Genomic DNA, 26,984 nt, shown 5'->3' with positions numbered 1-26,984 from the left:
GGGAGAGTGGTAACGCCTGCCACATATCCCCCTGCACAGAAACATCACCCTTCACTAAAACTGAAGCCCTCACCTCTAAATCCGCCTTTCGCCGCGATGAGCCCATCCCTATGGTTAATCCACTGGCCGGCAGTCACTTCGCCCTGCCAGTGAATCGAGGAGATACGATGGTCGACGTTCTGGTGATAGGTGGCGGCAACGCTGCGTTATGTGCCGCATTGATGGCACGAGAGGCTGGCGCCAGCGTGATGCTGCTGGAAGGCTCGCCGAAAGTCTGGCGCGGCGGAAATTCGCAGCACACGCGCAACCTGCGCTGCATGCACGATGCGCCTCAGGATGTGCTGGTCGATGCCTATCCCGAAGAAGAATATTGGCAAGATCTGCTTAAAGTCACCGGTGGTCTTACCAACGAGAAACTGGCGCGCATCGCCATTCGCGCATCGTCATCTTGCCGTGATTGGATGCGTTCACATGGTGTGCACTTTCAGCCGCCCTTGTCGGGTGCTCTTCATGTGGCTCGCACCAACGCGTTTTTCATGGGCGGCGGCAAGGCATTGGTCAATGCCTACTTTCGCAGCGCCGAACGCCTGGGCGTGAAGATCCGTTATGACGCTCAAGTCACCGACATAGAACTGGAAAACGGTGCTTTCGTCGCAGCTCACCTGGCCGAACGCATGATAGGTGGACAGCGATTCCCAGCGGAACGTATCGAAGCACGCGCTTGCGTCCTGGCGGCTGGCGGGTTTGAGTCCAACCGTGAATGGTTACGGGAGGCTTGGGGCCAAAACGAGCGTGGTGAATGGCCATCGGACAACTTTCTGATCCGCGGCACTCGCTTCAATACCGGTGTGTTGTTGCGACGAATGCTCGATCTTGGCGCCGATGCAGTTGGCGACCCGACCCAGGCACATATGGTTGCCATCGACGCCCGGGCTCCGCTTTACGACGGCGGTATATGTACCCGCATCGACTGCGTGTCCCTGGGCGTGGTTGTCAACCGCGATGGCGAACGGTTTTACGATGAGGGTGAGGATTTCTGGCCCAAGCGTTATGCGATTTGGGGCCGTCTGGTTGCAGGACAACCCAACCAGCAGGCCTACTCGATTATCGACCAACAGGCGCTTGGCCGCTTCATGCCGCCGGTGTTCCCCGGAACCACAGCCCGGACGTTGCCAGAACTTGCTCGCCTGTTGAACTTGCCGCAAACGCAGTTCGTTAAAACCATCGAAGACTACAACAACGCTTGCCATGTCGGCACGTTCGACCACACCACGCTCGACGACTGCCATACCGAAGGGCTTATTCCCGCCAAGACTCACTGGGCAAGGCCGCTCACCAAACCACCCTACTACGCCTACCCCCTCAAGCCAGGTGTCACCTTTACCTATCTCGGCTTGGCGACCGACGAAACGGCCGCCGTGCACTTTGATGGCAAGGCCAGCCCGAACCTGTTTGTCGCCGGAGAAATGATGGCTGGCAACGTACTAGGCAAGGGTTATACCGCGGGTATTGGCATGGCCATCGGTACCGCCTTCGGACGAATCGCCGGCGTACAGGCCGCGCTTTGTGCGGGGTTTGGCCTTTCTCCTGTGAAATCGGAGCTTCAACATGCAGCTGTTTGATCCCCAGGTATCCAGTCAACTGATCCCGGTCCTCAACCTGCAGGAAACCGAAGTCGGACGGCAGATGACCATTTGCAATGCCTGCCGCTATTGCGAAGGTTTCTGTGCCGTATTCCCCGCAATGACCCGGCATCTGGAATTCGGTCAGGCCGACATTCACTACCTGGCGAACCTTTGCCACAACTGCGGCGCATGCCTGTCAGCCTGCCAATACGCTGCCCCGCACGAATTTGCCGTCAACGTGCCCAAAGCCATGGCTAAGGTACGTCTGGAAACCTACACCAATTACGCCTGGCCGCAGCCACTGGGCAAATTGTACCAACGCAACGGCCTTACCTTGGCACTGGCTTCAGGCGCGGGGTTGGCGCTGTTCCTATCGCTGACCTTGATGATCATGGGCAACCTGTTCATTGCCATGCCAGACGGTAACTTCTACAAGATCTTTCCACACAACACGTTGGCACTGATGTTCAGTGCGGTGTTCGGTTTCGCCGTGTTGGCCCTAGGCATCGGCGTGCGTCGATTCTGGCGCGAAATCTCACCCGCCGAGGCACCGCTGCCGTTGAAAGCCAGTGCAGCACTGGAGGCCGGCGCCAACGTCGCACAACTCAAGTACCTGGACGGCGGACATGGGGAAGGCTGCAACAACGCTGACGACGAATTCACCCTCTGGCGCCGCCGCTTTCATCACCTCACTTTCTACGGGTTCATGTTGTGCTTCGCAGCCACGGGCGTTGCCACCCTTTATCACTTTTTGCTGGATTGGTCGGCGCCGTACCCGATTTTGAGCCTGCCGGTATTGCTCGGCATTTTCGGTGGTGTAGGTCTGTTGATCGGCCCGGCAGGTTTGCTCTGGATGAATTTGCGGCGTAACCCGCAACAGGGTGATGAGAACCAGAAACCCATGGACCGTGGCTTCATCGCGCTCTTGTTCCTGGTCAGCGCCAGCGGCCTGGCATTGCTTGCCGGGCGCGAAACCAGTGCGTTGGGCCTGTTGCTTGCGATCCATCTGGGCCTGGTCATGGCGTTCTTCCTGACCATGCCCTACAGCAAATTCGCCCACGGCATATTCCGCAGCGCTGCGTTGCTGAAATACACCATTGAAAAACGCCAACCCAACCCGATCAGTGCGGGCGGCGAATGACAGGTGTTTTTCAAGAGCGCGCCGACGGCATCCTCGGCGCCGTTAAGTTGAAAGTAACCTTCATGAGAATCACAAGGAGAGTTTTACAGATGCTCAAATAAATTACCGAGACATTTCTCAAGAACAGACGTGACATGACTTAGGTCCCGTCTTCTCATCAACTTACCGTGTGTCACGTCAAGCTCGACGCGTCCACAAAAAATCCAGTAGAGCTTCGCTGGGATCAACCGTTGCAGACATTCTTTAATGCTCTTCCGAGCGGAAGACCAACCTGAAGATGTGTTCGATTATCTGACTAATAAAAACAAAAGCAGAGATTATCATGACCACTCATTTGAACTGCAACACGCTTAATACTTCCATCGCATTGCTGCTGCTTTGCGGAGCGGCCAACAGTCATGCACAAGAAGCCTTCAGTCCCGAATCCCCTTGGATGTTGGGAGACTGGGGCGGCCTACGCACAGAATTGCTGGAAAAAGGTTATACCTTTAACGTGCTCTACACGGGCGACGCAGCGACGAATCTTGCTGGTGGCTACGATTCGCACACCACGGCGCGGTATACCGACCAACTTGCGCTGATGAGCAATTTTGACCTTGAGAAAATACTTGGCTGGGAAGATGCTGATTTTCAATTCACCATATCGGATCGTAACGGGCGCAATCTAACCAACGATGTACTCACCGATCCTCGTGTGGGAGGCATCAGTCAGGTTCAAGAGGTATACGGGCGCGGCCAGACCTGGCGACTTACGCAACTCTGGTATCGTCAAAAGTTCTTTGACGGCGGGCTGGATATCAAACTGGGTCGCATGAATTTTGGCGAGGACTTCGGCAGCTTCCCCTGCAAATTCCAGAACTTGGCATTTTGCGGCGCGCAGCCTGGTAACTGGGCCGGCGATATCATTTATAACTGGCCAATCACTCAATGGGCGGGCCGTGTAAAGGTCGCATTGAGCGATAACACTTATGCGCAGATCGGTGCGTACGAACAAAACCCTTCCTACCTGGAAATAGGTAACGGCTTCAAACTCAGCGGCAGCGGCAATGAGGGTACCTTGGTACCTGTCGAGCTGGTCCATACCACGTCGCTGGGAGCCGGACGGCTGCCAGGGGAATATCGCGTAGGGGCGTATTACAGCAGCCGTGACGCAAACGACGTCAACACAGAAGAAAACGGCATAGCAAAATCCCGCGACAGTAAACACGGCGCATGGATTGCCGGGCAACAACAAGTCTGGAAAGATCCGGACTTCGCTGCTCGCGGGCTGACGGTGTTTGCCTATGCCACCGTGCATGACAAAGCCACCAATATGATCGATCGCTATGCGCAAGTAGGCGCTTACTACACGGCCCCCTTCAAATCTCGCCCGAATGACGAGATCGGCGTCGCCATCGCCAGTCTCCATGTGAATAACCGTTTCACAGATCGTCAGCAGCAACTGAACGACCGGGCGGGGGTGAGCGATTACGACGACCCTCGCTACACACCGACACAAAGCTCAGAAACCAACATGGAAATTTACTATGGCTTCGGCGTGACCAAGTGGCTGACCGTGCGCCCCAACCTGCAATTTGTAGGCAATCCTGGCGGAGTCAGCGAGGTCAGGGATGCATGGGTGGCCGGTTTGAAATTCGAGACCAGTCTGTAAGAGGCTCTTCCTATGCAATTTATTTTCAGCCTGAATTCGCACAAACACGGGAGACTACGACAATGACGTTTTGCAGCCTACAGAATCGAGTTCAACTGCTCACGAAGTGCGTCGCCGCCCTGGCCTCTAAATTGTCGAGTCACTCGTTCTCGTACTTGGAGCAATTTCCCGAAGCCGTCCTGTTGTCCGATCGTCCGGCAGCACAAGACGAGGTATAACAGCCGAAACACGGCGCCGTAGGTTGGGCGCGCCTTGGAACGCTGCAAAATGATCCCAACCAAACTCAGAAATATGTACCTGACAAACGTCTCATCACTTGATAGGAGTACTTTCATGTCTTGGTCCAAACCTGCTTACACCGACCTGCGTATCGGTTTTGAAGTCACCATGTACTTCGCAAACCGTTAAGTTTGTATCTGATGGACAGCGCCTCGGCCTGCCGAGGCGCTTTATTTTAAGTTCCAGAATGATGGAGCAGCCATGTTCGTCCAGATTCTAGGTTCCGCGGCCGGTGGCGGTTTCCCCCAGTGGAACTGCAACTGCGCCAATTGCGCAGGTTTTCGCAACGGCAGCCTGCGGGCCCAGGCGCGCACTCAGTCATCCATCGCGATTTCCGATGACGGTGTGAGTTGGGTGCTGTGCAACGCCTCTCCGGACATTCGCGCCCAGCTTCAGAGTTTCGCCCCTATGCAGCCGGGCCGAGCCCTGCGGGACACCGGCATTGGCGCGATCATCCTGATGGACAGTCAGATCGACCACACCACGGGCCTGCTCAGCCTGCGGGAAGGGTGCCCGCATCAGGTCTGGTGCACCGACATGGTCCATGAAGACCTGAGCACCGGTTTCCCGCTGTTCAACATGCTGACCCACTGGAACGGCGGGCTGAGCTGGAACCGTATCGAACTCGACCAGTCTTTCACCGTCCCGACCTGCCCGAACCTGCGCTTCACCCCGTTGCCATTGCGCAGCGCCGCGCCGCCCTATTCACCGCACCGCGTCGATCCGCACCCCGGCGATACCATCGGGTTGATCGTCGAAGACCTGCGCACCGACGGCAAACTGTTCTACGCCCCCGGCCTGGGCAAGGTCGATGGGCCATTGCTGGAGATCATGGCCGGCAGCGATTGCCTGCTGGTGGACGGCACGATGTGGAACGACGATGAAATGCAGCGCCGTGGCGTTGGCACCCGCACCGGCCGGGAAATGGGCCACCTGGCGCAGAATGGTCCCGGCGGGATGCTGGAAGTGCTGGAGCAACTGCCCAATCAGCGCAAGGTCCTTATCCATATCAACAACACCAACCCGATCCTCGATGAAGACTCCGCCGAGCGGGCCGAGCTGGTGCGGCGCAATGTCGAAGTGGCTTACGACGGCATGAGTATTGAACTGTAGGAGCAACCGAAATGACTGACACCCCCCTGTCCCCCGCCGAGTTCGAAGCGGCCCTGCGTGCCAAGGGCGCGTATTACCACATCCATCACCCGTATCACGTGGCGATGTATGAAGGCCGCGCCACTCGCGAGCAGATTCAGGGCTGGGTCGCGAACCGTTTCTACTATCAGGTGAATATCCCGCTCAAGGACGCCGCGATCCTGGCCAACTGCCCAGACCGGGAAATCCGTCGCGAGTGGATCCAGCGCCTGCTCGACCATGACGGCGCGCCCGGCGAAGACGGCGGCATCGAAGCCTGGCTGCGGCTGGGCCAGGCGGTGGGCCTGGACCCCGACCAACTGCGCTCCCAGGAACTGGTGTTGCCAGGGGTGCGCTTCGCGGTGGACGCCTATGTCAACTTCGCCCGCCGGGCCAGTTGGCAAGAGGCCGCCAGCAGCTCGCTGACCGAACTGTTCGCCCCGCAGATCCACCAGTCGCGCCTGGACAGTTGGCCCCAGCATTACCCGTGGATCGACCCGGCCGGCTATGAATACTTCCGCACCCGCCTGGGCCAGGCCCGGCGCGATGTGGAGCATGGCTTGGCGATCACCTTGCAGCACTACACCACCCGCGCAGGGCAGGAACGCATGTTGGAGATTCTCCAGTTCAAGCTGGACATCCTCTGGAGCATGCTCGACGCCATGAGCATGGCCTACGAATTGAATCGCCCGCCCTATCACAGCGTGACCGACCAACGGGTTTGGCACAAAGGAATTACCTTATGAGTTTCGACCGCAGCCAAACCCCGCGCTGGCGCCCCGGCTATCGTTTCCAGTACGAACCGGCCCAGAAAGGCCACGTGCTGCTCTATCCTGAAGGCATGATCAAGTTGAACGACAGCGCTGCGCTGATCGGTGGCCTGATCGACGGCGAACGGGATGTCGCGACCATCATCGACGAGTTGGCCAAGCAGTTTCCCGACGTGCCGGAACTTGGTGACGACATCGAGCAATTCATGGAGGTCGCCCGTGCACAGCACTGGATCGAACTTGCCTGACACCCGTGCCCTGCCGCCCAGGCCGGAAGTCGGCCTGCCGCTGTGGCTGCTGGCGGAGCTGACCTATCGGTGCCCGTTGCAATGCCCGTACTGCTCCAACCCGTTGGACTTCGCCGAGCAGGGCAAGGAGCTGAGCACCGAGCAGTGGTTCAAGGTCTTTCGCGAAGCCCGGGAGATGGGCGCCGCGCAGCTGGGTTTTTCCGGCGGCGAGCCGCTGGTGCGCCAGGACCTGGCCGAGCTGATCGGTGAAGCGCGCTGGCTGGGTTTCTATACCAACCTGATCACCTCCGGCATCGGCTTGACCGAACAGAAAATCAGTGACTTCAAGAAGGCCGGGCTGGACCATATCCAGATCAGTTTCCAGGCCAGCGACGAGCAGGTGAACAACCTCCTGGCCGGCTCGAAGAAAGCCTTCGCGCAAAAACTGGAAATGGCCCGGGCGGTGAAGGCCCACGGCTATCCGATGGTGCTGAACTTCGTGACCCACCGGCACAACATCGACAAGATCGACCGCATCATCGAGCTGTGCATTGCCCTGGAGGCCGACTTCGTCGAACTCGCCACCTGCCAGTTCTACGGCTGGGCGCAATTGAACCGTGTCGGCCTGCTGCCCACCCGGGAGCAACTGGTACGCGCCGAGCGCATCACCAATGAATACCGCGCCAAGCTGGAAGCCGAAGGCAATCCGTGCAAGTTGATCTTTGTCACGCCGGACTACTATGAAGAACGCCCCAAGGGCTGCATGAACGGCTGGGGCAGCATTTTCCTCACCGTCACGCCGGACGGCACGGCACTGCCCTGTCACGGCGCCCGACAGCTGCCGGTGCAGTTTCCCAATGTGCGCGACCACAGCATGCAGCACATCTGGTACGACTCGTTCGGTTTCAACCGTTTCCGCGGTTATGACTGGATGCCCGAACCGTGCCGCTCCTGCGATGAAAAAGAAAAGGACTTCGGTGGCTGTCGCTGCCAGGCGTTCATGCTCACGGGGGACGCCAGCAATGCTGATCCGGTGTGTAGTAAATCCGCACATCACGGGATAATCCTGCAGGCTCGCGAAGACGCAGAGTACGCCACGCAAACCATTGAAGAACTGGCCTTCCGCAATGAACGAAACTCGCGCCTCATCGTTAAAGGCTGATCGTCTCAGCGACAGAAACAACTGATTGGTCGACGATAGATTCGATGACGGTAACGTCCAACGCGCAGCAAATATCACCTGCAACACCTGAGGGATTCAGGCGCCCGGCGTCGTGGATGGCTCATCATTAGTGAGTAAAGCTCAGCACTGCATCAATAGCTCACAGGCTAATCAATTAAAAATCAGCCTGTAGAATATCCCCATACCGACAACAAATTCATTCCGGATATCGAGTAGGCATCTTAACCCTTGCCGCCCTCGATCATCTCGCGTCATCCACAGAAGCAACGGGCGCACGTTCCCAAACCAATGCGTTATTAGGCGGGAACAGCTTGCTTAAAACCTTCCCTATTTAACGGTTCAGAACAAGCTTATAGCTATTCTCGACCCCCAAAGAACTCAGGACACTTATGAACCTTGCCAAACTTACAGCTTCTATCATTTTAATCACCGGCCTGGCTGGCTGCGCGACTGAACTTCCGACGCTTAAGGATGGCGAATCCATTGTCAATCTTCACGAGCAGATCGGTGATGAAATGCTGGCCAGACGCCTGGATACGCAACGTGCAGAGAACCTGACTTATTTCAAAGTATCGCCAGGGGCGCATACGATGGAAGTTGGGGTAGTTACCAAGGGCTACCAGGAAAGCCAACACCGCTGTGTTGCCACCCTGTCCTATGACAATTTCTTACCGAATGAACGTTACACCTTGATGGAAAGTAGTGCGGGAAAAGAGGTAAAAATTGAACTTATTGACAGCAAAGGTAATACCTTGGCTCAAACTGACAAAATGCCCTGCTTGTAATTTCCCGCAGAGCAGGTGACAGCGAGGTACCACCTAAGTACACAGTAATCATGACAGTTTCACTCCACGCTAAAACAATAACGCCCGGCCTATCGCCGGGCGTTTTTGCTTAGTCGCCCTCAGAGTTTATGCGTGCCCCGCTCGTTCCATCCCCCACCCAGTGCACGATACAAGCTCACTTCAGCCTGCAACTGCGCAAGACGATCGTTGATCAGCCCTTGTTGGCTGCTAAACAGCGAGCGCTGCGCGTCCAGGAAAGTCAGGTGGCTGTCCACGCCGATTCGATAGCGACGCTCGGCAAGCTGATAATAATCTTGGCTGGCGTTAACGAGATCCTTCTGTGCCTGCAACTGGTCGACGTAAGTTTTACGTGCAGTCAACCCGTCGGAGACCTCCTGGAAAGCAGTCTGGATAGCTTTCTCGTAGTTGGCCACACCAATGTCTTTCTGGATCTTTGAGTAATCCAGACTAGCGCGTAACGCGCCAGCATTGAAAATCGGCAAGCTGATGGTAGGGGAAAACGCCCAACTGCCTGAGCCACTTTTGAACAGCCCATCCAGATTCGCGCTCGAGGTGCCAGCATTTGCCGTAAGGCTGATGCTAGGAAAAAACGCCGCTCGCGCCGCACCGATATTTGCGTTAGCCGCCAGGAGCGAATGCTCGGCAGCTAGGATGTCAGGACGGCGGACGAGTAAATCACTAGGCAGTCCGGCCGGTACGTTGGCGAGCAAGTCGCCATCCAAGGACTGTGGCTCTGGCAAATCGGCGGGCAGTCCTGTACCGAGAAGAAGCACCAAAGCATTCTCGTCTTCGGCTACCCGGCGCTGGTAGTTTGCCAAGCTCGCCCGCGCACCTTGCACCGAGGTACGCGCCTGTGCGAGATCAAGCGCAGAAGCCACACCCACCTGATTGCTCCGAGCGGTCAGACGCAAGCTCTCTTCATAGGCGCCCAATGTATTCTCGGTGAGCTTGAGCAATTCACGGTCAGCTTGCCAGGTGAGGTAGGCATTGGCCACGCTCGAAACGATGCTGATCTGGGTCGAGCGTCGGGCCTGGGCGGTAGACAGATACGTTTCCAATGCCTGCTGGCTGAGACTGGCGATGCGACCAAACAGATCCAACTCGTACGAACTGATTCCCAGGTTGACGTCATATTGGCTGGAAATACTGGCCTGACCGGACTGCGTCTGAGCACTCGGCAGTCGCTGTCGTGTTCCGCTGGCGTTGGCGCCAATCGCCGGAAACAGGTCAGCTCTCTGGATTCGGTATTGCGCCCGGTACGCCTCAACGTTCAGTGCCGCGACCTTCAGGTCGCGGTTATTGATCAAGGCAGTCTGGATCAATCGCTGCAATGCCGGATCGTGGAAAAACTCGCGCCACCCCTGCTCCACAGCGGCCTGGTCGGCAGCGTTGGTTGCCTGATAGGCAGGACCCTGCGGATATTGCGCCGCAACTGGAGCCTGCGGTCGCTGATACTCAGGGATCAGTGAGCAACCACTCAGAACAGCGGCGCTGATCGCGAGACCGATTAAAGAGCGAGTCATTGGCCTGCCTCCTCACGCATAGCAGTTTCGTCCTGCTTCTTGCGGCTGCCTTTAAACAAGGTTGAAACGGAAACGAAGAACAGGGGAACCCAAAAAATCGCCAGAACGGTGGCCGTTATCATGCCGCCGATCACCCCCGTGCCGATGGCGTGCTGACTGCCAGAGCCGGCTCCGCTGGAAATGGTCAGAGGCAGCACGCCGAGAATGAATGCCAAGGACGTCATCACGATCGGACGCAGACGCATACGACAAGCCTCGACCGTCGCTTCCAGCAACGGTGTACCTTTTTCATTCAATTCCTTGGCAAACTCGACGATCAGGATCGCATTCTTCGCCGCCAACCCCACAGTCACCAACAGACCCACTTGGAAGAACACGTCGTTGGACAGTCCCCGCAATGCCGTGGCCATTAGCGCGCCGATTACCCCAAGAGGCACGACCAAGATGACCGCAATCGGGATCGACCAGCTTTCATAGAGTGCCGCCAGACATAGAAACACGACGAGAATCGACAGCGCATACAGAGCAGGCGCTTGTGACCCTGAAAGACGCTCTTCATAGGACAACCCGGTAAAAGAGATGCCTACGCCGGGCGGCAGTTGTTCTGCAATTCGCTCGACCTCCGCCATCGCCTGGCCAGAGCTGTAACCCGGGGCGGGAGTCCCGAGAATTTGCTCGGCAGGAACGCCGTTGTAGCGCGACAGTTTTGGTGAGCCGAAGATCCACTCGGCACTCGCAAATGCCGAGAACGGGACCATCTGACCCTGGTTGTTACGCACGAACCATTTACTCAGATCCTCTGCGGTGCTGCGCGAGTCAGGCTGGCCCTGTACGTACACCCGCTTAACTCGGCCGCGATCAACGAAATCGTTCACATAACTACTGCCGTATGCCACTGACAGCGTGGTGTTGATATCGGCCAGAGAAATACCCATCGCCCGCGCGCGCTCGTCGTCGATGGTCAGGTGGTACTGTGGCTCGTCGGCCAAGCCGTTTGGGCGAACACCGGCGAGGACCGGGCTCTGGGCAGCCAGCTCAAGAAACTTGCCGCGCGCTTCCATGAGTTTTTGATGGCCCACGCTATCCTGGTCCTGCAGGTAGAAATCGAAGCCGGTGGCGTTACCCAACTCCAGTACCGAAGGCGGAACCACCGCATATACCAGGGCGTCGCGGTACTTCAGGAACTCTTGCTGGGCACGCTGGGCAATTTTGAACACAGTATTGTCACTGTCTCGTTCATCCCATGGCTTCAGGTTGACGAACGCAATCCCTGAATTCTGCCCGCGGCCGGCAAAGTTGAAGCCGTTAACGGTGAACACCGTCGCAACGGCTTTACCTTCTCCGTGCTCTTTGTCCAGCAAGTACTGACTCATGCGATCAAGCACTTTTTGCGTGGTCTCAGCCGAGCTGTTGGCCGGCGTCTGCACCTGCGTAAAAATCAAACCCTGGTCTTCATCGGGCAGGAACGAGGTCGGTATCCGGGCGAACATCCAGATCGTGCCGGCGACGATTACCAGGTAAACCATAAAGCCCGGCACCCTATGCCGAATGATCTGGCCTACGCCCTGCTCATATCCGTTGACGCAGGCATCGAACCGTCTGTTGAACCATCCAAAAAAACCGCGCTTGGGCTGACCGTGCTTTGTCGGATCGATGGGCTTGAGCAGCGTGGCGCAAAGCGCCGGGGTGAATACCAAAGCAACAAATACCGAAAGCGCCATGGCCGATACGATAGTGATCGAGAACTGCCGGTAGATCACGCCAGTGGAGCCACCAAAGAAAGCCATGGGCAACAGCACCGCCGAAAGCACCAAGGCAATACCCACCAGCGCTCCCTGGATCTGCCCCATCGATTTGCGCGTGGCCTCCCTGGGTGACAGGTGCTCCTCCGCCATCACCCGTTCGACGTTTTCAACCACCACAATCGCATCGTCGACGAGTAATCCAATCGCCAGGATCATGCCGAACATGGTCAAGGTATTGATAGAGAAGCCGGCCGCGGCAAGGACGCCGAACGTACCCAACAACACAACGGGCACTGTCAAAGTCGTAATGATGGTGGCGCGCAGATTTTGCAAAAACAGCAGCATGACCAGAAAGACCAGAACTACCGCCTCGCCCAGTGTATGCATCACTCCGCTGATGGATTCGGTGACCACCGGCGTCGTGTCATACGGGTACACCGCTTCAATCCCGGCCGGGAAGAATGGTTTCAGTCGGTCGACCGTGGCGCGAATCGCCCTGGCGGTATCAAGGGCGTTGGCGCCTGTGGCCAAGCGGATGGCGATACCCGAGGCAGGCTTGCCATTGGCTTGGGCGTTGATGCTGTAGTTTTCACCGCCCAAACTGATATCAGCCACATCACTCAGGCGCACCTGGGAGCCGTCGCTATTGACCTTAAGCAAAATGTCACCAAATTGCTCGGAGGTCTGCAGTCGCGTCTTGCCGATGATAGTTGCGGTAAACACCGTACCTTTGCGCGCAGGAAGACCACCGATCGTGCCCGAAGCTACCTGTACGTTCTGCGCCTCAATCGCCTCGGTCACGTCGACTGGCGTCAACTGGAACTGGTTCAGTTTGGCCGGGTCCAGCCAGACTCGCATGGCGTATTGCGTGCCCCAAATCTGAAAGTCACCAACACCTGAAGTCCTCGAAATCGGGTCCTGGATATTTGAGACGATGTAGTTGGATAGGTCCTCCTTGGTATGTTTTCCATCGGTGGAAACCAGACCGATGAACATCATGAAATTCTGTTGGAATTTTGTGACGCGCAGCCCTTGCTGCTGCACTTCCCGCGGCAACAGCGGCGTGGCCAGGTTCAGCTTGTTCTGTACCTGAACCTGGGCAATATCCGGGTTGGTACCCTGGTTGAAGGTCACGATGATTCGCATGCTGCCATCGGCATTACTCTCCGAAGAGATGTAGCGCAGATTGTCGATGCCGTTCATCTGCTGCTCGATCACTTGCACGACCGTATCTTGCACTGTCTGCGCGGAAGCACCGGGGTAAGAAACCTGAATCGCGACAGCGGGCGGTGCGATGTCAGGGTATTGATTGATCGGCAAATTGAGGATCGACAATGCCCCAACGAGCATGATGATCAGTGCAAGCACCCACGCGAAGATCGGTCTATCAATAAAATACTTCGACATGGTCTACTCCGCCTTAGCGCTGGTGTTTAGCGCTACAGGGGCTCTGTTCGCCTCATCTGTCATCGCTTCCTGAGCGACCACGGTGATCCCCGGCTTAATGAACTGAAGCCCTTCGACGATGATTTTGTCTCCGGCGCTCAAGCCGCTTTCCACCAGCACATTCGCACCGACGGTGCGGCCAACCTTGAGCTGGCGTTGCTCGACTTTGTTATCGGCGGTAACGACCATGGCGGTCGGGGTGCCCTTGAGATCCCGGGTCACACCAATCTGTGGAGCAAGAATGGCCTGCTCGGCGACCCCCTCCTGCAACCGCGCATGCACAAAAATCCCGGGCAGCAGCAAGTGATCGGGGTTGGGGAACACGGCGCGCAGGGTGACCGAGCCGGTTGCTTCGTCGACGGAGACTTCTGAAAACTCCAGCGAACCCTGCAGCGGATACTGGCTACCGTCCTGAAGTGTCAGGCTGACTTTCGCAGCCCTGTCAGCAGTTTTCTGCAACTGCCCGCTTTCAAGAGCCCGACGCAGTTTGAGCACCTCGCCATAAGGCTGAGTGACATCGACATAAATGGGGTCGAGTTGCTGGATAATCGCAAGGGGGGCTGCTTGGCCATTAGAAACTAGCGCACCCTCGGTCACAGCCGAACGTCCAATTCGCCCGCTGATGGGCGCGAACATTTTGGTATATCTCAGATTGATCTGGGCGCCCTTGACTTGTGCCTCTGCCTGCATCTGCTGAGATCGAGCGGTGTCATACTCCTGCTTGCTCACCGCCTGCTCATCGATCAGTTGCCGATACCGGGTGGTCAGCGAGCGAGATTGCTCCAAACTGGCCTGCGCACTGGCGAGCGTCACCTCGTAAGTTGATGGATCGATCTGATAAAGCTGCTGACCAGCCTTGATATCTGCGCCTTCCTTGAACAAGCGTTTCAGGACGATGCCATCCACCTGCGGCCGAACCTCAGCAAGGCGGTAGGCACTGGTACGCCCGGGCAGGTCGTTGAACAAGGTCACCGCCTGAGGTTTCAGGGTCACCACACTGACTTGAGGGGCTTGCGCCGGGGTAGCAGCAGCCTGCTCCTTGTTGCATCCACTGAGCATCGTGGCAAAAGCAATGGCGGTCACCAAAGCAGGAAAGATAGGCTTGAATGGCATAAAGTCCTCGAACATCGCGCTGAAAAATGCGCGCATGAGTTTGCAAACTGCCGCAGCACAGGCTGAAACAGCTGCTGACGGCAATGGGGAGACAGAGTTCGGCAAGTACGCGCAAGAGGCGCGGTGCGAAGATCAAGCTTATTGACCGGGTTAATAAACCCGATGAGCCAATGCGCTGCGCATTGGATTGTTATGTGAGCATGCTAACAATGGAGGGGCCTGAGGATTAGCCCGACTTTACTGAAATCACCAATGAGTGATATTCAGCAATAAAATGTTTTCAGAATTTTGCAGATTACTCACAACGCTCTATATCCAGCGATTAACGGAGGACAGCATTTCGATTAGTGAGTTTTTATCAGTTTTGGCCTCGAATGCGTGCAGCGCATCGGCGAGGCTCATATCCTGCCGGAGCTTCCAACTCAAGCCTTCTACGACTCTGCCATGGATAATTCACGGGAACATCTGGGCTCAAGCTGACAAGTTTCGTGGATCGTTGACGTCCGCAACTTCAGACTTCCACCCGCTCGCCCATTCAGGACGGCCTGCATCTCCCCAAGCACCGCCATCGCCACACTTTCCGGGGTGTCTCCACCCAAATCCAAACCCATTGGATAGTGCAATCGGTCCAGCGCAGGCAGGCTGTTTGTCTGTCGCGTTATTTCATCAAGCAGACGCTCGGTTCGATCACGCGGCCCGAGCTGACCGACGTAACGGGGATTACCTTGTAACGCGCCTTTCAACCAATGCGCATCCTGGCTCAGGCTATGGGACATTACCGCCACACACGCCCCCTCCACAAATTTTCGAAATTCGAAAGGCCCGCCTATATCGGCGCTCAACACCCGATCCGCTTCGGGAAAACGTTCCGGACGGGCGAAATGTGGGCGACTATCAACAACGGTGACATGCCACCCCAAGATTTTTGCGATCCGTACCAACGGCTGCGCATCATGGCCCGCCCCAAAGATCATCAGACGCGGTGGTGGCGCGACGTATTCTAGAAAAACCTCTACCTCTGCGTAGCCTTCGGTATAGCGTTGCCGCGTAGATTTTTGCTGGTCCAATGTGAGACGCAGATCAGCGGTAATTCGCTCGTTCAGTGCAGGATGGTAGAGTCCCCCGAAGGGCGCCGCGCCAGATTCCAGGAACACACGGTCTCCAACATCTGCACGGCTATTGCGTGAGCCCGCTATTACCGTTGCGATTGCTACGGGTCTCTGGTTGCTTCTTACTTTGCGTAAAGCATCAAGCACAGCGCATTGCTTTGTAGCTGGTATTCGCTCAAACAACACATATACCTTGCCGTTGCAGCCCAGCCCGAAACCAAGGGACTCTTCACCGCCCTCTTCGTCTGTGGCCTCGGCTGTGCTGTAGCTACGAATCACCGGGCCCGACTCACTTAGCCACCAGGCCTTTCGCACCACATCAGCCTCCAGACAGCCACCACTGATAGTGCCCTCCGGACGTCCATATTGTGAAACGAGCATGCGCGCCCCCGGACGGCGATACGCCGAACCCTCGACTTTCACAACGGTGGCGAGTACAGACTCTCGACCCTCGTTCTGTTCGACGTGGATGGCATCGAGCAATGCGTTCAAACTGGACATATCAGATCTCTCTCCCAAAGCGAATCCGGCAAAGTCGCGGTCGATCGCCAACTATCCAAGCGGGTGCAACTCTCTGATCAAGTCGATCAGCAAACGCAGCGTGATCGGCACCTGCCGGTAGCTTGAGTAATAGATATGGAAGCCTGGACCAACACTGACCCAATCCTCCAAAACCACTTGTAAAGTTCCTTCCGCTACAAGCGGCGCGACAATGGGTTCGGCACAATAAGTCAGCCCAGCGCCCTGGGTGACCATGGCGAGCATCATCCGCGTCTCATCCAACACGACATTACCGGACACTGGGATCTCTAATTTTTCACCCTCTTTCTCAAACTCCCAGTTGTACATCCGACCGTTGCCTAGCCGAAACCTTAAACAACTGTGCTGTTTCAAATCCTCTGGGTGCAGAGGCATGCCACATCGGTCGAGGTAATCGGGGGTTCCTACCACGACCCATCGAACAGGGGGGGAGAGGCTTTGGGCAATCATGCCTTCAGGTACGGTAGCGCCATACCTGATCCCAGCGTCGAAGCCTCCTTCAACAATGTCGACCATACTGTTGGTGGTTGAGACTTCCACTTCGATATCGGGATAACGATGGGCAAATGTCGATAAAACGGGTGCCAACAAAAGAAGCGCCGCGTCGCTGAAAACATTCAGCCGTATACGACCCGTGGGCTCATCACGGAACTTATTCAACAGCTCAATGGCCTGGTCGATTTTGTCGACAGGTTCGCTTATCAGTGCCAGCAGTTCTTCACCGGCTGCCGTCAGGGTGACGCTGCGGGTCGTGCGATTGAGCAAACGAACCCCCAATCTCGCCTCCAGCCCCTTGATAGCGTGGCTCAGCGCAGACGCACTTATCCCCACCTCAACACCCGCACGACTGAAGCTGGAATGGCGGGCGACGGCTAAAAAGTAGATAAAATCGCCAAAGTTGGCACGAGTCAGCTGCATTGGTTCTCTGCCATTGGTGTGAAACGTATGAACGAAAAGACCTCACCGCCCCCTACGCCACAGACAGTTTTACCGGCATGGTTCTGATCGCTTTGGGGGATCACTCATCGACCAATGTGATCTTCACTTCGAGGGGGCCTGGGCGCGCGAGTATGTCCAGACCGGAATCAACTCTGCCGAGTTTGATAAGGCCGCTCGAATACTTGAAGCCTTTATAAAAAATGGCGAGATTTCCCCATGGCACATAGAAGGCAATGTCACCCGCCGAAGGCGTGAAGCCAGCTGGCGCGCCCTGTGTCGATAATGGCTCGGGCAGGACGCTGATCTTCTCGGTCGAGGCGTAGTCGTCCAGTGTCAGTTTCATCGGCAGCTGCTTAACGAAATCTATGGAGGAATCGTTGTTGTCGAGCGTTGCCGTAACCGGGCCGCCTGAAACATCGATGCGTATTTTCATAGTTGCTCCACTTTGCTCCGATGGGCTGCGGGGCACGCCCTACCCCCGACCCGAATTGATCTGACAGCCAAATTGCTTTCCTGCCAGAAGGTATCAGCTGACAGAAAAACTGAAATACCTTACAGCGATTGAAGTCATGAATGAGATTTATCAATCTTCCTTACACACGCAGTGCATTCATGACGAGCGTGAAAGCCCGCGATGGCTGCCTGCGACTTGGGTAATACAAATGGTAACCCGGGAATGGAGCACACCAATCCTCCAACACACGAACCAGGCGGCCATTTTCCAGATGCGGTGCGAATTCTTCTTCAGGAAGATAGGCGATGCCTAAGCCAGCCAAAGCCGCATCCACCATGCTGGGAGAGGTGTTGAAAACGAGTTGGCCATCCACCCGTACATTCAACGGTTGACCGCGACGTTCAAACTCCCAAACGTACAACCCCCCTGCTGTTTGCATACGCTGATTGATACAACTGTGCTTTAGCAGGTCACGTGGTTTTTTGGGAGTTGGATGCCTTTCGAAATACTTCGGGGAGGCCGCAACGGCCATACGCAGTTGAGGACCGATGGGTACCGCAACCATATCCTTGTCGATGGTATCGCCCAAACGAACGCCTGCATCGAAACGGTCGGCGACGATGTCTCGAAAACCATAATTGATATCGAACTCTATCTTGATATCCGGATAATCGAGCAAAAGCGGCGTGAGCTTGGGAAGCAAATGTGCCCGAAGAATGTGCTCACCACAGGTAATACGCACGGTGCCGGCAGGCTTATCACGCATCTCAGTCAGCTCGTCGAGTTCTGCCTCGATTTCGTCAAAGCGATGACCAATGGCTTTTAGTAAACGCTCGCCAGCTACCGTAGGTGATACGCTACGCGTGGTTCGTGTAAGCAAGCGAATCTCCAGCCTGGCCTCTAACCCACTCATTGCCTGGCTGAGGGCAGATTGAGTCACCCCTAGTACGGAAGCAGCCCGAGTGAAGCTGCCTTCACGGGCGATCGTTACGAACGATAAGAGATCATTGAGGTTACGTCTGACCATCGTCCAAGTCTCTCATGAATCATTAATTAGCAGGCCTTATAGCCCCTTTAAGGACTGATTAGCTAGTGGCGCCGAAGCGGGACGGTTACATTAACAACCTCGTTAACCAACACTTCGTTATATTCAACGCGAGCAATCGCCATGGCGCTCGGGACGAAAGGCGCGAAGTAGCCCGAGGGGACGCCCATGGATCGTAGAGACTTTCTCATCAGAGGCGCCGGACTGGGTTCGGCGTTGGTCGCAGGCTCCCTTCTGGAAGCAGCGGCATCCTGGGCAGAGACCCCAGCCAATTCCCGAAGGAAAGCTCCCGCGTCCAGCGCACAACGGGACAACAATACAGGCGGCAAAGCCCGCGTATTCATTACCGGCTCGGCAGATGGACTGGGCCATGCCACCGCCAAGACTCTGCTTGCCCAAGGCCACGATGTTGTCGTGCATGTGCGCTCACCTGCTCGGTTGTCTGCCGTGCAAGAACTCGTGGACCAGGGCGCCATCGCGACAGTCGGCGACTTGGGTGATCTTGAACAGGTTCGCGATCTTGCCCGTCAAGTCAATGCCATCGGCGCGATGGATGCCATTGTTCACAACGCAGGCATCCTTAGCGGGGCGCAACTGCTGGTCGTCAACGTTATCGCACCCTATATGCTGACGGCCCTGATTCAGCGCCCCAAGCGTCTGATCTACCTGAGCAGCAGCATGCATAGGGGGGGACGAGCCAGCCTGACGGGATTGGACTGGTCGGGCAGCACCCCCACAGGCAGCTATTCGGACAGCAAACTCTTTGTAACCGCACTCGCAGCCGCCGTTGCGCGGTTGTACCCCGACGTCCTCAGTAATGCGGTCGATCCGGGCTGGGTCCCAACGAAGATGGGAGGTCCCAACGCGCCTGACGACCTGCGCCTGGGACACCTGACCCAGGAATGGCTTGCCACCAGCAATGATCCTGAGGCACTCACCAGCGGCGGCTATTGGCACCATCAGCAACGCGAACAGCCGCATTCCGCGGTCCAAGACTCCCGATTCCAAGACTTGCTGCTGGCTGAACTCACGCGCGCCAGCGGCACGAACCTGTCGTGACCATCTCCACGGTAACTACTGCATGAAATTATTCTGGGGTCGTCTTCTCATGGCCGTTGTCGGTATCGCTCTGCTAGGCATCGTTGGCGCCTTCGCCTATTTACAGCAGCCGGTCTTCGGCGACCTGCCCAGCGGCGAGCGGCTGACGCGCATCGAACATTCGCCCAATCATGCCGACGGAGTGTTCCGCAACCAGATCGACACGCCCATGAAGACCACGGACCAATCCGAGATATCGATGTGGATGCAGACCCTTTTCGGGCAAGAGGGGCAGCCTCGACCGCCAAGCCCGATTCCCGCCGTCAAGACCGACCTCAAAGCACTCGACCCTACACAGGATATAGTCGTTTGGCTGGGCCATTCCTCCTACTTCGTGCAACTGGGCGGACAACGCATCCTGATCGATCCGGTGTTCAGCACTTACGCCGCGCCGATCCCCGGAGTGAACAAGGCATTCGAGGGCACCAGCCTCTACACGGCCGATGACATACCCGAGATCGACGCTTTGTTGATCAGCCACGATCATTACGATCACTTGGACTATCCAACCGTTCAGGCGCTTCAGCCCAAAGTCAGAAAGGTTATCGTGGGGTTGGGTGTAGGCGCGCATTTCGAGCGCTGGGGCTACGACATGGGAGTCGTACGTGAAGCCGACTGGAACGAAGTCATCGCGCTGACACCGAACGTCAGAGTCCACGTCACCACAGCTCGACACTACTCTGGACGCACCTTTACCCGCGATCAGTCGCTGTGGGTCGGCTTTGCACTTGTGTCTCCTGAGCAGCGGTTGTTTTTCAGTGGCGACTCGGGTTATGGCCCGCACTTTGCCGAGATCGGCCAGCGGCTGGGTCCGTTCGACTATGTCGCCATTGATGCCGGTCAGTACGATCCGCGCTGGGCGAACGTCCACATGAATCCGGAACAGGCCGCGCAGGCAGCCAAGGACCTGCGCGCCCGAGTGCTGATGCAGACGCATGTGGGCCGCTTCTCCATCGCCCCTCACGATTGGGATGATCCGTTCAAGCGCATGCAAGTCGCCAGTCAGGGGCAAACCTTCGCGCTGTGGACGCCCGAAATCGGCCGCACGGTCTACCTTGACGGCCGTGCGCAGTCGTTCACGGCATGGTGGGAAGACGACGTGGTGAAGACTCCGCCTCAGCTCGCGGCTGGAGCCAGGGAGGAGTAAGTCGTGCAGTCTCCCTTATCGCTGTTGCAGCGCCAGGCCAAGGTGCGCCCCGAAGAAGCTCCCGCAGTCCTGTGGTCGATGCTCTACGTCATCGCGCTGTTTCTGGCGTATTACCTGTTGCGACCTATTCGCGACGAGCTCGGTGTGGCGGGCGGAGTCCAGAACTTGCCCTGGCTATTCACTGGTACGTTGTTGGCGATGCTGGTAGCCAGCCCGTTGTTCGCGCTGGCCGTGCGCAAACTGCCACGCAAGCAGTTCATCGTCGTGTCCTATCGCTTCTTCGCTGCCAACCTGATGTTGTTTGCACTGCTGCTGCATCTCGCCGATCCACAGTGGCAGATCTGGCTGGGACGTGCCTTTTTCATCTGGGTCTCGGTGTTTAACCTGTTCGTCGTCTCGGTGTTCTGGTCGTTCATGGTGGATATCTTCGACAGCGAGCAGGGCAAACGGCTGTTCGGGCTACTCGCGGCAGGAGCAACGATTGGCGGCCTCTTGGGCTCGGCTATCACTTCCAGCCTGATCCAACAGTTGGACCGCTCCTGGCTGATGGTGATTGCCATCCTGTTTCTGGAAGTGGCGGTACTTGCATCACGTCGTTTATCTCGCCTTGCTTCGATGTTCAGCCACACCACGCTCAAGGAAAACCCGGACCAGCCCTTGGGTGGCGGCATCTTTACCGGCATGGTCCACACGTTGCGCTCGCCCTACTTGGTCGGGTTGGCACTATTCATTCTGCTGTACTCGGTCACGTCGACTTTCTTGTATTTTCAGCAGGCCAGCATCGCCGAGTCCTCGCTCCCTGATCGTGCGACCCGCACGGCGTTCTTTGCCAATATCGACCTGATCGTCAATGCGATCACACTGGTATTCCAGCTGTTCATCACCGGCAGGATGATCGCCACCGTGGGCATCGTGGCAACGCTGTGTGTCCTGCCGCTGGTCAGCCTGTTCGGCTTCGCTGCCTTGGCCGCCAGCCCTAGCGTCGCGGTCATCGTGGCCGCGCAGGTCGCCCGCCGGGTAGCGAACTTCGCACTGGCCAGACCCGCCAGGGAAATCCTGTTTACCTCCAGCACACGTGAAGATCGCTACAAAGCTAAGAACTTCATCGACACGGTCGTTTATCGTGGCGGTGACCAAATCGCCAGTTGGGGATACGCAAGCCTGATGGGCCTTGGCCTGACCCTGGCGCAGATTCCCATGATCTCGGTCCCCCTCTCAGCTATCTGGCTGGGCTTGAGTGTCTGGTTGGGACGAACCCACCTGAAGCAGGAACAGCGAGATGCTACGGTCTCACCATCATTGATTGAGGACAGGACATGAAGTCTACCCGCCGCTCCATAGTGAAATCCCTTGGCGTATTGGCCGCTCTGCCTTGGCTCATCCCCGCGAGTCGCGCCTTTGCAGTCGCGCCAACACGCATCGGCGTGATCGGTAGCGGCTCGCTGGGCGGCACGGTAGGTCGGCTGTGGGTCGAGGCTGGACATGAGGTCATGTTCTCTTCCCGCCATCCAGAGCAATTGCAAGACATGGTTGAGGAGTTAGGGCCACGCGCTTCGGCCGGCCTGCCGATGGCGGCAGCGGAGTTCGGCACCGTGCTTCTGTTGGCTATTCCGTTTGAAGCGCTGCCCCAGGTCGGGCGAGACCTGCACAGTGCCTACCGCGGCAAGATCGTTCTGGACTCCACCAATCCTTGGGGCACAAGCAGCAGCGATGTATACCGCGAAGCGCACAACCTGGGCGTTGCTGAAACCGTCGCGAAGTACATGATCGGCGCGCGACTGGTGCGCGCATTCAGTGCCGTCGATGCCACCGTGGTGGCAACGTCTGCCTCACGAGCGGGCGGGAGCATTGGCATGCCCATCGCCGGAGATGACGCCGAGGCCTTGCGGGTCGCCGCCGACATGGTACGCGATGCTGGTTGCGACCCAGTCGTCGTGGGCAACCTGGCTGCCTCCGCCTCGTTCCAGCCGGGCAGGCCGGGTTTCCGCGCCCATCTGACCGCACCGGAACTGCGCCGCCTCCTCGGCCTGTAGTGCAGAGTTCTGGTGGCCGCGTAGATAAGCAAGAAACCTTGCTGCTAGCTCCCACCTCAACAATCGGCCGGTGGATCAAACTGCCAGGCTCTCATGAGTCGGGCAGCGTGATCGCGAGGAAGCTGAATCTAACCGCCGGGTGATCGGAAAATGTGCCGCTCTCCTGTCACCCGCCCCCCCTCCTGCACTCAGCTCATCCAGTTCCCGCCATCAACGTTGTACGTTTGTGCAACGATGTAATCGCTCTCCGAGCCCGCCAGGAAAATTGCCATTCCTACCAGATCCTCTGCCGTCCCCATTCTCCCATACGGAACTTCAAGGCCGACGAGCCGCTTCTTCTCACCTAGAGGTCGGTTCTCGTGTTTGGCGAAGAGCGCGTCGACACCGTCCCAGTGTTCGCCATCGACAACCCCCGGGGCGATCGCATTGACATTGATTTTGTGCTTGATGAGGTTGAGGCCAGCAGACTGCGTAAGGCTGATGACCGCCGCCTTGGTGGCGCAGTAGACGCCTACCAGCGCCTCACCGCGGCGACCCGCCTGGCTAGCCATGTTGATGATCTTCCCGCCATGCCCCTGACTGATCATCTGCTTCGCCGCTGCCTGAAGCGTGAACAGCGTCCCGCTGACGTTGATTGCAAAAAGCTTGTCGTAGCTTTCCCGAGTGATCTCGGTGATCGGTGCAAGATCGAACAACGCCGCATTGTTCACAAGGATGTCCAGCTTTCCTGCGTGGGCAACGACCTCAGCGATTGCTGCATCAATGGACGCCTGGCGGGTAACGTCCATCTCCACCGCGTAAGCTTGCGGCCCTAGCTCGAAGGCCGTCGCTTGAGCTCTTTCCAAATTGATGTCGGCTATAGCGACCGTAGCGCCTTCACCGATATAGGCCTGGGCAAACGAGCGGCCAATACCGCGTGCGGAACCCGTGATCAAAGCGCTTTTACCTTCGAGACGTTTCATTGAATCTACCTTTGTGGTTCGTGGCGCGCTTCATCGAAAGAGCGCGCCTGATGGAAGTCAGGCCGCGCGTGATGCCGCAGGGCTTACCGAAAGACCGCTCTCATCAAATAGATGGCAATGAGCGACATCAAGGGTGAGATAACGCCGGGCGGCGTACGGCACTTCGCAATCCCCCTGGACACGTACCGTCAGGCTTTCTCCTGAATCGACATTCACGTGGCAGAAGGTATCGCTGCCCAGGCGCTCGGTGACATCCGTCGTGACCGGCACTTGGCCTTCAGCGCTCAGGGTCAAATGCTCCGGCCGTATCCCGATCGTCACGGATTGCCCGACCGACAACGCACTGCTGTCGCGTGGAATGAGCAAAGTGGTTCCAGAGGCGAATCTAACCTCAACCCCCGACGCATGCACGGCATGCACAGTCGCCTGCAAGAATCCCATTTTTGGTGTCCCAAGGAAGCCGGCAACGAACAGGTTGGCAGGGTGATGGTAGAGCTCGAGCGGCGAACCAATCTGCTCGATCCGCCCTGCGTTAAGCACAACGACCTTGGTGGCGAGCGTCATGGCTTCGACCTGGTCATGGGTCACGTAGATCATGGTCGCCTGCAGCTCCTTATGCAGTCGGGACAGCTCCAAGCGCGTCTGTACACGCAGCGCAGCATCAAGGTTCGACAGTGGCTCATCGAAAAGGAAAATCTTCGGGTTTCGGACAATCGCACGACCAATCGCGACCCGTTGGCGCTGACCACCTGACAACTGCTTAGGCTTGCGGTCGAGCAGAGAACCAAGCTCGAGAATCCTTGCGGCCTCGGCGACCTTCCTTTCCACATCCGGCTTCTTCTCACCGGCCAGATCCAAGGCAAATGACAAATTCTTCCGTACCGTCATGTGCGGATACAGAGCATAGGTTTGGAATACCATGGCCAGGTCTCGCTTGGCGGGAGTCACCTCAGTGATGTCTCGGCCGTCGAGCTCGATCGTGCCGCTCGTGACGTCTTCCAAACCTGCAATCAGGCGCAACAGGGTCGACTTGCCACACCCCGACGGCCCTACGAACACCACAAATTCCTTGTCCTTAACCTCGAGATCGATGCCCTTGATGATGGACAGTCCCTCGAAACCTTTCTTGAGATTTTCTATTTTCAAAGTGGCCATGCGTAAAGTCCTGTATGAAATTGGAGCCTTCGCGAAATCATTGAATGCTCGACGTCGTCATTTGACGGCGCCAAAGGACAGCCCACGAACCAATTGCTTCTGACTGATCCAGCCGAAGATCAAGATAGGTGCACAGGCCAATGTGGAAACCGCGGAAAGCTTCGCCCAGAACAGGCCCTCGGGGCTCGAGTAGGAAGCGATCAGCGCGGTCAGAGGTGCGGCGCTGGAGCTCGTCAGGTTGAGCGACCAGAAGGCCTCGTTCCAGCACAGGATCATCGACAGCAGCATGGTCGACGCCAGTCCACCCTTGCTGATGGGCAGCAGCACGCGCAGCATCTCCTGTCCCAGGGTCGCCCCGTCCAGCCTGGCCGCCTCCAGAATCTCCCGGGGAATGTCTTTGAAGTACGTGTAAATCATCCACACCACGATGGGCAGGTTGATCAGGGTGTAGATCACGATCAGCGCGATCCGGGTGTCCAGCAACCCCGCCCCCTTCGCCAGAAGGTAGATAGGCATGAGCACCCCAACTGGAGGAAGCATCTTGGTCGATAGCATCCAAAGCAGCGTCTGCTTAGTGCGCTTGGTCTCATAGAACGCCATCGAGTAGGCCGCCGGCACCGCGATCAGCATGCACAACGCTGTAGCGGAGAAGGAAATCAGCACCGAGTTCCACGCGAAGTGGAAGTAGTCACTGCGCTCCTGAATGTGCAAGTAATTCTCCAGCGTAGGCATGAAGATGAACTGTGGCGGCGTAGCGAAGGCGTCGATCTCGGTCTTGAAACTGGTAAGCACCATCCAAAAGATCGGAAAGAACAACAGCAAAGCGGTGACCCAGGCCAAGGTGCCGAGCAGTACGCTTTGCAGAGACCGGGATTGTTTAAGCGTCATCATGGCGTTGTCCTCAGGCTTTGTCGGTCAGGTTCTTGCCAATCATGCGCACCAGCACAATCGCCGCGATGTTGGCGATCACCACCGCAATCAGACCACCGGCCGAGGCCATGCCCACATCGAACTGCACCAGTGCCTGGTTGTAGATCAGATAGGCGAGGTTGGTGGAAGCGAACCCAGGTCCGCCATTTGTCGTGGTGAAGATTTCTGCAAATACCGACAGCAGGAAAATCGTCTCGATCATCACCACCACCGCGATGGGCCTGGCCAAATGTGGCAGGGTCAAATGCCAGAAGATGGCCAGGGCACCCGCCCCATCCAATCGAGCGGCCTCTTTCTGCTCTTGATCGAGCGACTGCATGGCTGTCATCAGCAACAAGATCGCAAAAGGCAGCCACTGCCAGGAAACGATGACGATGATCGAGAAGAGTGGGTAATGAGCTAGCCAATCGACGGGCTGTGCCCCGAAGAACTTCCATACCGCCGCGAGGATCCCGGAGACAGGGTGGAAGATCAGGTTCTTGAAGATCAGCGACCCCACGGTCGGCATGATAAAAAACGGCGAAATGAGCAGCACCCTGACTATGCCGCGTCCAAAGAACTCGCTTGCCTCAAGCAAGGCTGCAATCAAGACACCAAAAATCACGCTGATCAGCAGCACGCTGCCCACCAATATCAACGTGTTAAGCGCTCCGGGAAGAAAACCCGAATCTGTCACGAAATAGGCAAAGTTCTCCAGGCCAACGAACTCGTTTTCCCCTGGATTGAGCAGGTTGTACCGGATCACCGAAAAATAAACGGTCATGGCCAGCGGCACGATCATCCAGAGCAACAAAAGTGCAACCGATGGCGACACCAGAAACCATCCTGGATTGATCAAACGGCGTGCGCGTGATGGCGCCGAGGCCGCAAGCTGGGCTCGAATAATGGACGTGTTCATGATTATTTACCTGTGCGGCTGTGACCGCCGGCGC

At 57.1% G+C, this 26,984-nt stretch carries 24 protein-coding genes; 13 read left to right on the top strand and 11 right to left on the bottom strand.

All coding sequences use genetic code 11. The annotated features are described in order from the left end of the window. Positions 1–167 precede the first annotated feature (167 nt). From tcuA to J4E63_RS09145, 9 genes are all read left to right on the top strand, one after another. Entirely contained in the window at positions 168–1,622 is a 1,455-nt protein-coding gene (gene tcuA, locus J4E63_RS09185; protein ID WP_060743020.1) for an FAD-dependent tricarballylate dehydrogenase TcuA, read from the top strand. Continuing rightward, positions 1,609–2,766, top strand: coding sequence for a tricarballylate utilization 4Fe-4S protein TcuB (tcuB, locus tag J4E63_RS09180; protein WP_060743021.1), 1,158 nt, complete (start codon positions 1,609–1,611; stop codon positions 2,764–2,766). The genes tcuA and tcuB overlap by 14 nt, the downstream gene beginning before the upstream one ends. Before the next feature lie 322 nt (positions 2,767–3,088). Then, entirely contained in the window at positions 3,089–4,417 is a 1,329-nt protein-coding gene (locus tag J4E63_RS09175; protein WP_060743022.1) for a carbohydrate porin, read from the top strand. Positions 4,418–4,750: 333 nt separating this feature from the next. Beyond that, entirely contained in the window at positions 4,751–4,825 is a 75-nt protein-coding gene (gene pqqA / locus J4E63_RS09170) for a pyrroloquinoline quinone precursor peptide PqqA (protein WP_020295432.1), read from the top strand. A gap of 72 nt (positions 4,826–4,897) precedes the next feature. Next, positions 4,898–5,809: a pyrroloquinoline quinone biosynthesis protein PqqB gene (pqqB, locus tag J4E63_RS09165; RefSeq protein WP_060743024.1), complete on the top strand. Its 912-nt coding sequence runs from the start codon at positions 4,898–4,900 to the stop codon at positions 5,807–5,809. Between the two features lie 11 nt (positions 5,810–5,820). Continuing rightward, entirely contained in the window at positions 5,821–6,573 is a 753-nt protein-coding gene (pqqC, locus tag J4E63_RS09160; protein WP_060740340.1) for a pyrroloquinoline-quinone synthase PqqC, read from the top strand. After that, entirely contained in the window at positions 6,570–6,845 is a 276-nt protein-coding gene (gene pqqD, locus J4E63_RS09155) for a pyrroloquinoline quinone biosynthesis peptide chaperone PqqD (protein ID WP_060743025.1), read from the top strand. The genes pqqC and pqqD overlap by 4 nt, the downstream gene beginning before the upstream one ends. Continuing rightward, positions 6,817–7,986 carry a pyrroloquinoline quinone biosynthesis protein PqqE gene (gene pqqE, locus J4E63_RS09150; protein ID WP_060743026.1) on the top strand — a complete coding sequence of 390 codons (1,170 nt, stop codon included), beginning with the start codon at positions 6,817–6,819 and terminating at the stop codon, positions 7,984–7,986. Before pqqD ends, pqqE begins: the two co-directional genes overlap by 29 nt. 410 nt (positions 7,987–8,396) lie before the next feature. Continuing rightward, positions 8,397–8,792, top strand: a complete 396-nt coding sequence (locus tag J4E63_RS09145) for a hypothetical protein (protein ID WP_060743027.1) — start codon at positions 8,397–8,399, stop codon at positions 8,790–8,792. Positions 8,793–8,911: 119 nt separating this feature from the next. Here the strand turns inward: J4E63_RS09145 and adeC are convergent, their stop codons facing one another. The 7 genes from adeC to J4E63_RS09110 all read right to left on the bottom strand — a co-directional run bounded on the left by adeC (position 8,912) and on the right by J4E63_RS09110 (position 18,709). Continuing rightward, positions 8,912–10,336 (bottom strand): AdeC/AdeK/OprM family multidrug efflux complex outer membrane factor, encoded by a 1,425-nt coding sequence (adeC, locus tag J4E63_RS09140; protein WP_060743028.1) that lies wholly within the window; start codon positions 10,334–10,336, stop codon positions 8,912–8,914. Next, positions 10,333–13,488 carry an efflux RND transporter permease subunit gene (locus tag J4E63_RS09135; RefSeq protein ID WP_060743029.1) on the bottom strand — a complete coding sequence of 1,052 codons (3,156 nt, stop codon included), beginning with the start codon at positions 13,486–13,488 and terminating at the stop codon, positions 10,333–10,335. Before J4E63_RS09135 ends, adeC begins: the two co-directional genes overlap by 4 nt. Before the next feature lie 3 nt (positions 13,489–13,491). Then, positions 13,492–14,640, bottom strand: a complete 1,149-nt coding sequence (locus J4E63_RS09130) for an efflux RND transporter periplasmic adaptor subunit (RefSeq protein ID WP_060743257.1) — start codon at positions 14,638–14,640, stop codon at positions 13,492–13,494. Between the two features lie 431 nt (positions 14,641–15,071). Continuing rightward, a complete protein-coding gene (locus J4E63_RS09125; protein WP_060743258.1) occupies positions 15,072–16,250 on the bottom strand; it encodes an XdhC family protein in 1,179 nt (392 codons plus the stop codon). Positions 16,251–16,301: 51 nt separating this feature from the next. Beyond that, entirely contained in the window at positions 16,302–17,207 is a 906-nt protein-coding gene (locus J4E63_RS09120) for a LysR family transcriptional regulator (RefSeq protein ID WP_060743030.1), read from the bottom strand. Between the two features lie 100 nt (positions 17,208–17,307). After that, positions 17,308–17,661 (bottom strand): cyclophilin-like fold protein, encoded by a 354-nt coding sequence (locus tag J4E63_RS09115; protein ID WP_060743031.1) that lies wholly within the window; start codon positions 17,659–17,661, stop codon positions 17,308–17,310. Between the two features lie 160 nt (positions 17,662–17,821). After that, positions 17,822–18,709, bottom strand: coding sequence for a LysR family transcriptional regulator (locus J4E63_RS09110; protein ID WP_207281710.1), 888 nt, complete (start codon positions 18,707–18,709; stop codon positions 17,822–17,824). Between the two features lie 186 nt (positions 18,710–18,895). Between J4E63_RS09110 and J4E63_RS09105 the strand changes: the two genes are divergently transcribed. From J4E63_RS09105 to J4E63_RS09090, 4 genes are read left to right on the top strand one after another with little or no spacing between them, the layout of a single operon-like run. Then, positions 18,896–19,786, top strand: coding sequence for an SDR family NAD(P)-dependent oxidoreductase (locus tag J4E63_RS09105; RefSeq protein WP_207281709.1), 891 nt, complete (start codon positions 18,896–18,898; stop codon positions 19,784–19,786). 22 nt (positions 19,787–19,808) lie between these two features. Further along, positions 19,809–20,972 (top strand): MBL fold metallo-hydrolase, encoded by a 1,164-nt coding sequence (locus J4E63_RS09100; protein ID WP_259333652.1) that lies wholly within the window; start codon positions 19,809–19,811, stop codon positions 20,970–20,972. A 3-nt stretch (positions 20,973–20,975) separates the two neighbouring features. Then, positions 20,976–22,292, top strand: a complete 1,317-nt coding sequence (locus tag J4E63_RS09095) for an NTP/NDP exchange transporter (RefSeq protein WP_207281708.1) — start codon at positions 20,976–20,978, stop codon at positions 22,290–22,292. Beyond that, positions 22,289–23,005, top strand: coding sequence for an NADPH-dependent F420 reductase (locus tag J4E63_RS09090; RefSeq protein ID WP_219738602.1), 717 nt, complete (start codon positions 22,289–22,291; stop codon positions 23,003–23,005). The genes J4E63_RS09095 and J4E63_RS09090 overlap by 4 nt, the downstream gene beginning before the upstream one ends. A 188-nt stretch (positions 23,006–23,193) precedes the next feature. Here the strand turns inward: J4E63_RS09090 and J4E63_RS09085 are convergent, their stop codons facing one another. Genes J4E63_RS09085 through J4E63_RS09070 form a run of 4 tightly spaced genes read right to left on the bottom strand, consistent with a single transcriptional unit; the run spans position 23,194 to position 26,950 of the window. Further along, a complete protein-coding gene (locus tag J4E63_RS09085) occupies positions 23,194–23,967 on the bottom strand; it encodes an L-iditol 2-dehydrogenase (RefSeq protein WP_207281707.1) in 774 nt (257 codons plus the stop codon). A gap of 57 nt (positions 23,968–24,024) precedes the next feature. After that, positions 24,025–25,122: an ABC transporter ATP-binding protein gene (locus tag J4E63_RS09080; protein ID WP_063321903.1), complete on the bottom strand. Its 1,098-nt coding sequence runs from the start codon at positions 25,120–25,122 to the stop codon at positions 24,025–24,027. 57 nt (positions 25,123–25,179) lie between these two features. Then, positions 25,180–26,013, bottom strand: coding sequence for a carbohydrate ABC transporter permease (locus J4E63_RS09075; protein WP_013692786.1), 834 nt, complete (start codon positions 26,011–26,013; stop codon positions 25,180–25,182). A 10-nt stretch (positions 26,014–26,023) separates the two neighbouring features. After that, positions 26,024–26,950 (bottom strand): carbohydrate ABC transporter permease, encoded by a 927-nt coding sequence (locus J4E63_RS09070; protein ID WP_013692785.1) that lies wholly within the window; start codon positions 26,948–26,950, stop codon positions 26,024–26,026. Positions 26,951–26,984 lie beyond the last annotated feature (34 nt).

Origin of the sequence: Pseudomonas sp. FW300-N2F2 (genome assembly GCF_017351655.1) — a bacterium.
Lineage (GTDB): Bacteria > Pseudomonadota > Gammaproteobacteria > Pseudomonadales > Pseudomonadaceae > Aquipseudomonas > Aquipseudomonas fluorescens_AA.
Note: the sequence above shows the minus strand (reverse complement) of the source record. Positions and strands in the feature narration are given on the sequence as shown.

Excerpts from the sequence above, each read along its gene's own strand:
- J4E63_RS09125 (WP_060743258.1), bottom strand. The coding sequence starts at position 16,250 with ATGTCCAGTTTGAACGCATTGCTCGATGCCATCCACGTCGAACAGAAC.
- pqqD (WP_060743025.1), top strand. The coding sequence starts at position 6,570 with ATGAGTTTCGACCGCAGCCAAACCCCGCGCTGGCGCCCCGGCTATCGT.
- J4E63_RS09105 (WP_207281709.1), top strand. The coding sequence starts at position 18,896 with ATGGATCGTAGAGACTTTCTCATCAGAGGCGCCGGACTGGGTTCGGCG.
- J4E63_RS09080 (WP_063321903.1), bottom strand. The coding sequence starts at position 25,122 with ATGGCCACTTTGAAAATAGAAAATCTCAAGAAAGGTTTCGAGGGACTG.
- J4E63_RS09145 (WP_060743027.1), top strand. The coding sequence starts at position 8,397 with ATGAACCTTGCCAAACTTACAGCTTCTATCATTTTAATCACCGGCCTG.
- adeC (WP_060743028.1), bottom strand. The coding sequence starts at position 10,336 with ATGACTCGCTCTTTAATCGGTCTCGCGATCAGCGCCGCTGTTCTGAGT.
- J4E63_RS09115 (WP_060743031.1), bottom strand. The coding sequence starts at position 17,661 with ATGAAAATACGCATCGATGTTTCAGGCGGCCCGGTTACGGCAACGCTC.
- tcuA (WP_060743020.1), top strand. The coding sequence starts at position 168 with ATGGTCGACGTTCTGGTGATAGGTGGCGGCAACGCTGCGTTATGTGCC.
- J4E63_RS09130 (WP_060743257.1), bottom strand. The coding sequence starts at position 14,640 with ATGCCATTCAAGCCTATCTTTCCTGCTTTGGTGACCGCCATTGCTTTT.
- J4E63_RS09100 (WP_259333652.1), top strand. The coding sequence starts at position 19,809 with ATGAAATTATTCTGGGGTCGTCTTCTCATGGCCGTTGTCGGTATCGCT.
- J4E63_RS09085 (WP_207281707.1), bottom strand. The coding sequence starts at position 23,967 with ATGAAACGTCTCGAAGGTAAAAGCGCTTTGATCACGGGTTCCGCACGC.
- J4E63_RS09070 (WP_013692785.1), bottom strand. The coding sequence starts at position 26,950 with ATGAACACGTCCATTATTCGAGCCCAGCTTGCGGCCTCGGCGCCATCA.
- J4E63_RS09175 (WP_060743022.1), top strand. The coding sequence starts at position 3,089 with ATGACCACTCATTTGAACTGCAACACGCTTAATACTTCCATCGCATTG.
- tcuB (WP_060743021.1), top strand. The coding sequence starts at position 1,609 with ATGCAGCTGTTTGATCCCCAGGTATCCAGTCAACTGATCCCGGTCCTC.
- pqqC (WP_060740340.1), top strand. The coding sequence starts at position 5,821 with ATGACTGACACCCCCCTGTCCCCCGCCGAGTTCGAAGCGGCCCTGCGT.
- J4E63_RS09090 (WP_219738602.1), top strand. The coding sequence starts at position 22,289 with ATGAAGTCTACCCGCCGCTCCATAGTGAAATCCCTTGGCGTATTGGCC.
- pqqB (WP_060743024.1), top strand. The coding sequence starts at position 4,898 with ATGTTCGTCCAGATTCTAGGTTCCGCGGCCGGTGGCGGTTTCCCCCAG.
- J4E63_RS09075 (WP_013692786.1), bottom strand. The coding sequence starts at position 26,013 with ATGATGACGCTTAAACAATCCCGGTCTCTGCAAAGCGTACTGCTCGGC.
- J4E63_RS09135 (WP_060743029.1), bottom strand. The coding sequence starts at position 13,488 with ATGTCGAAGTATTTTATTGATAGACCGATCTTCGCGTGGGTGCTTGCA.
- J4E63_RS09110 (WP_207281710.1), bottom strand. The coding sequence starts at position 18,709 with ATGGTCAGACGTAACCTCAATGATCTCTTATCGTTCGTAACGATCGCC.
- J4E63_RS09120 (WP_060743030.1), bottom strand. The coding sequence starts at position 17,207 with ATGCAGCTGACTCGTGCCAACTTTGGCGATTTTATCTACTTTTTAGCC.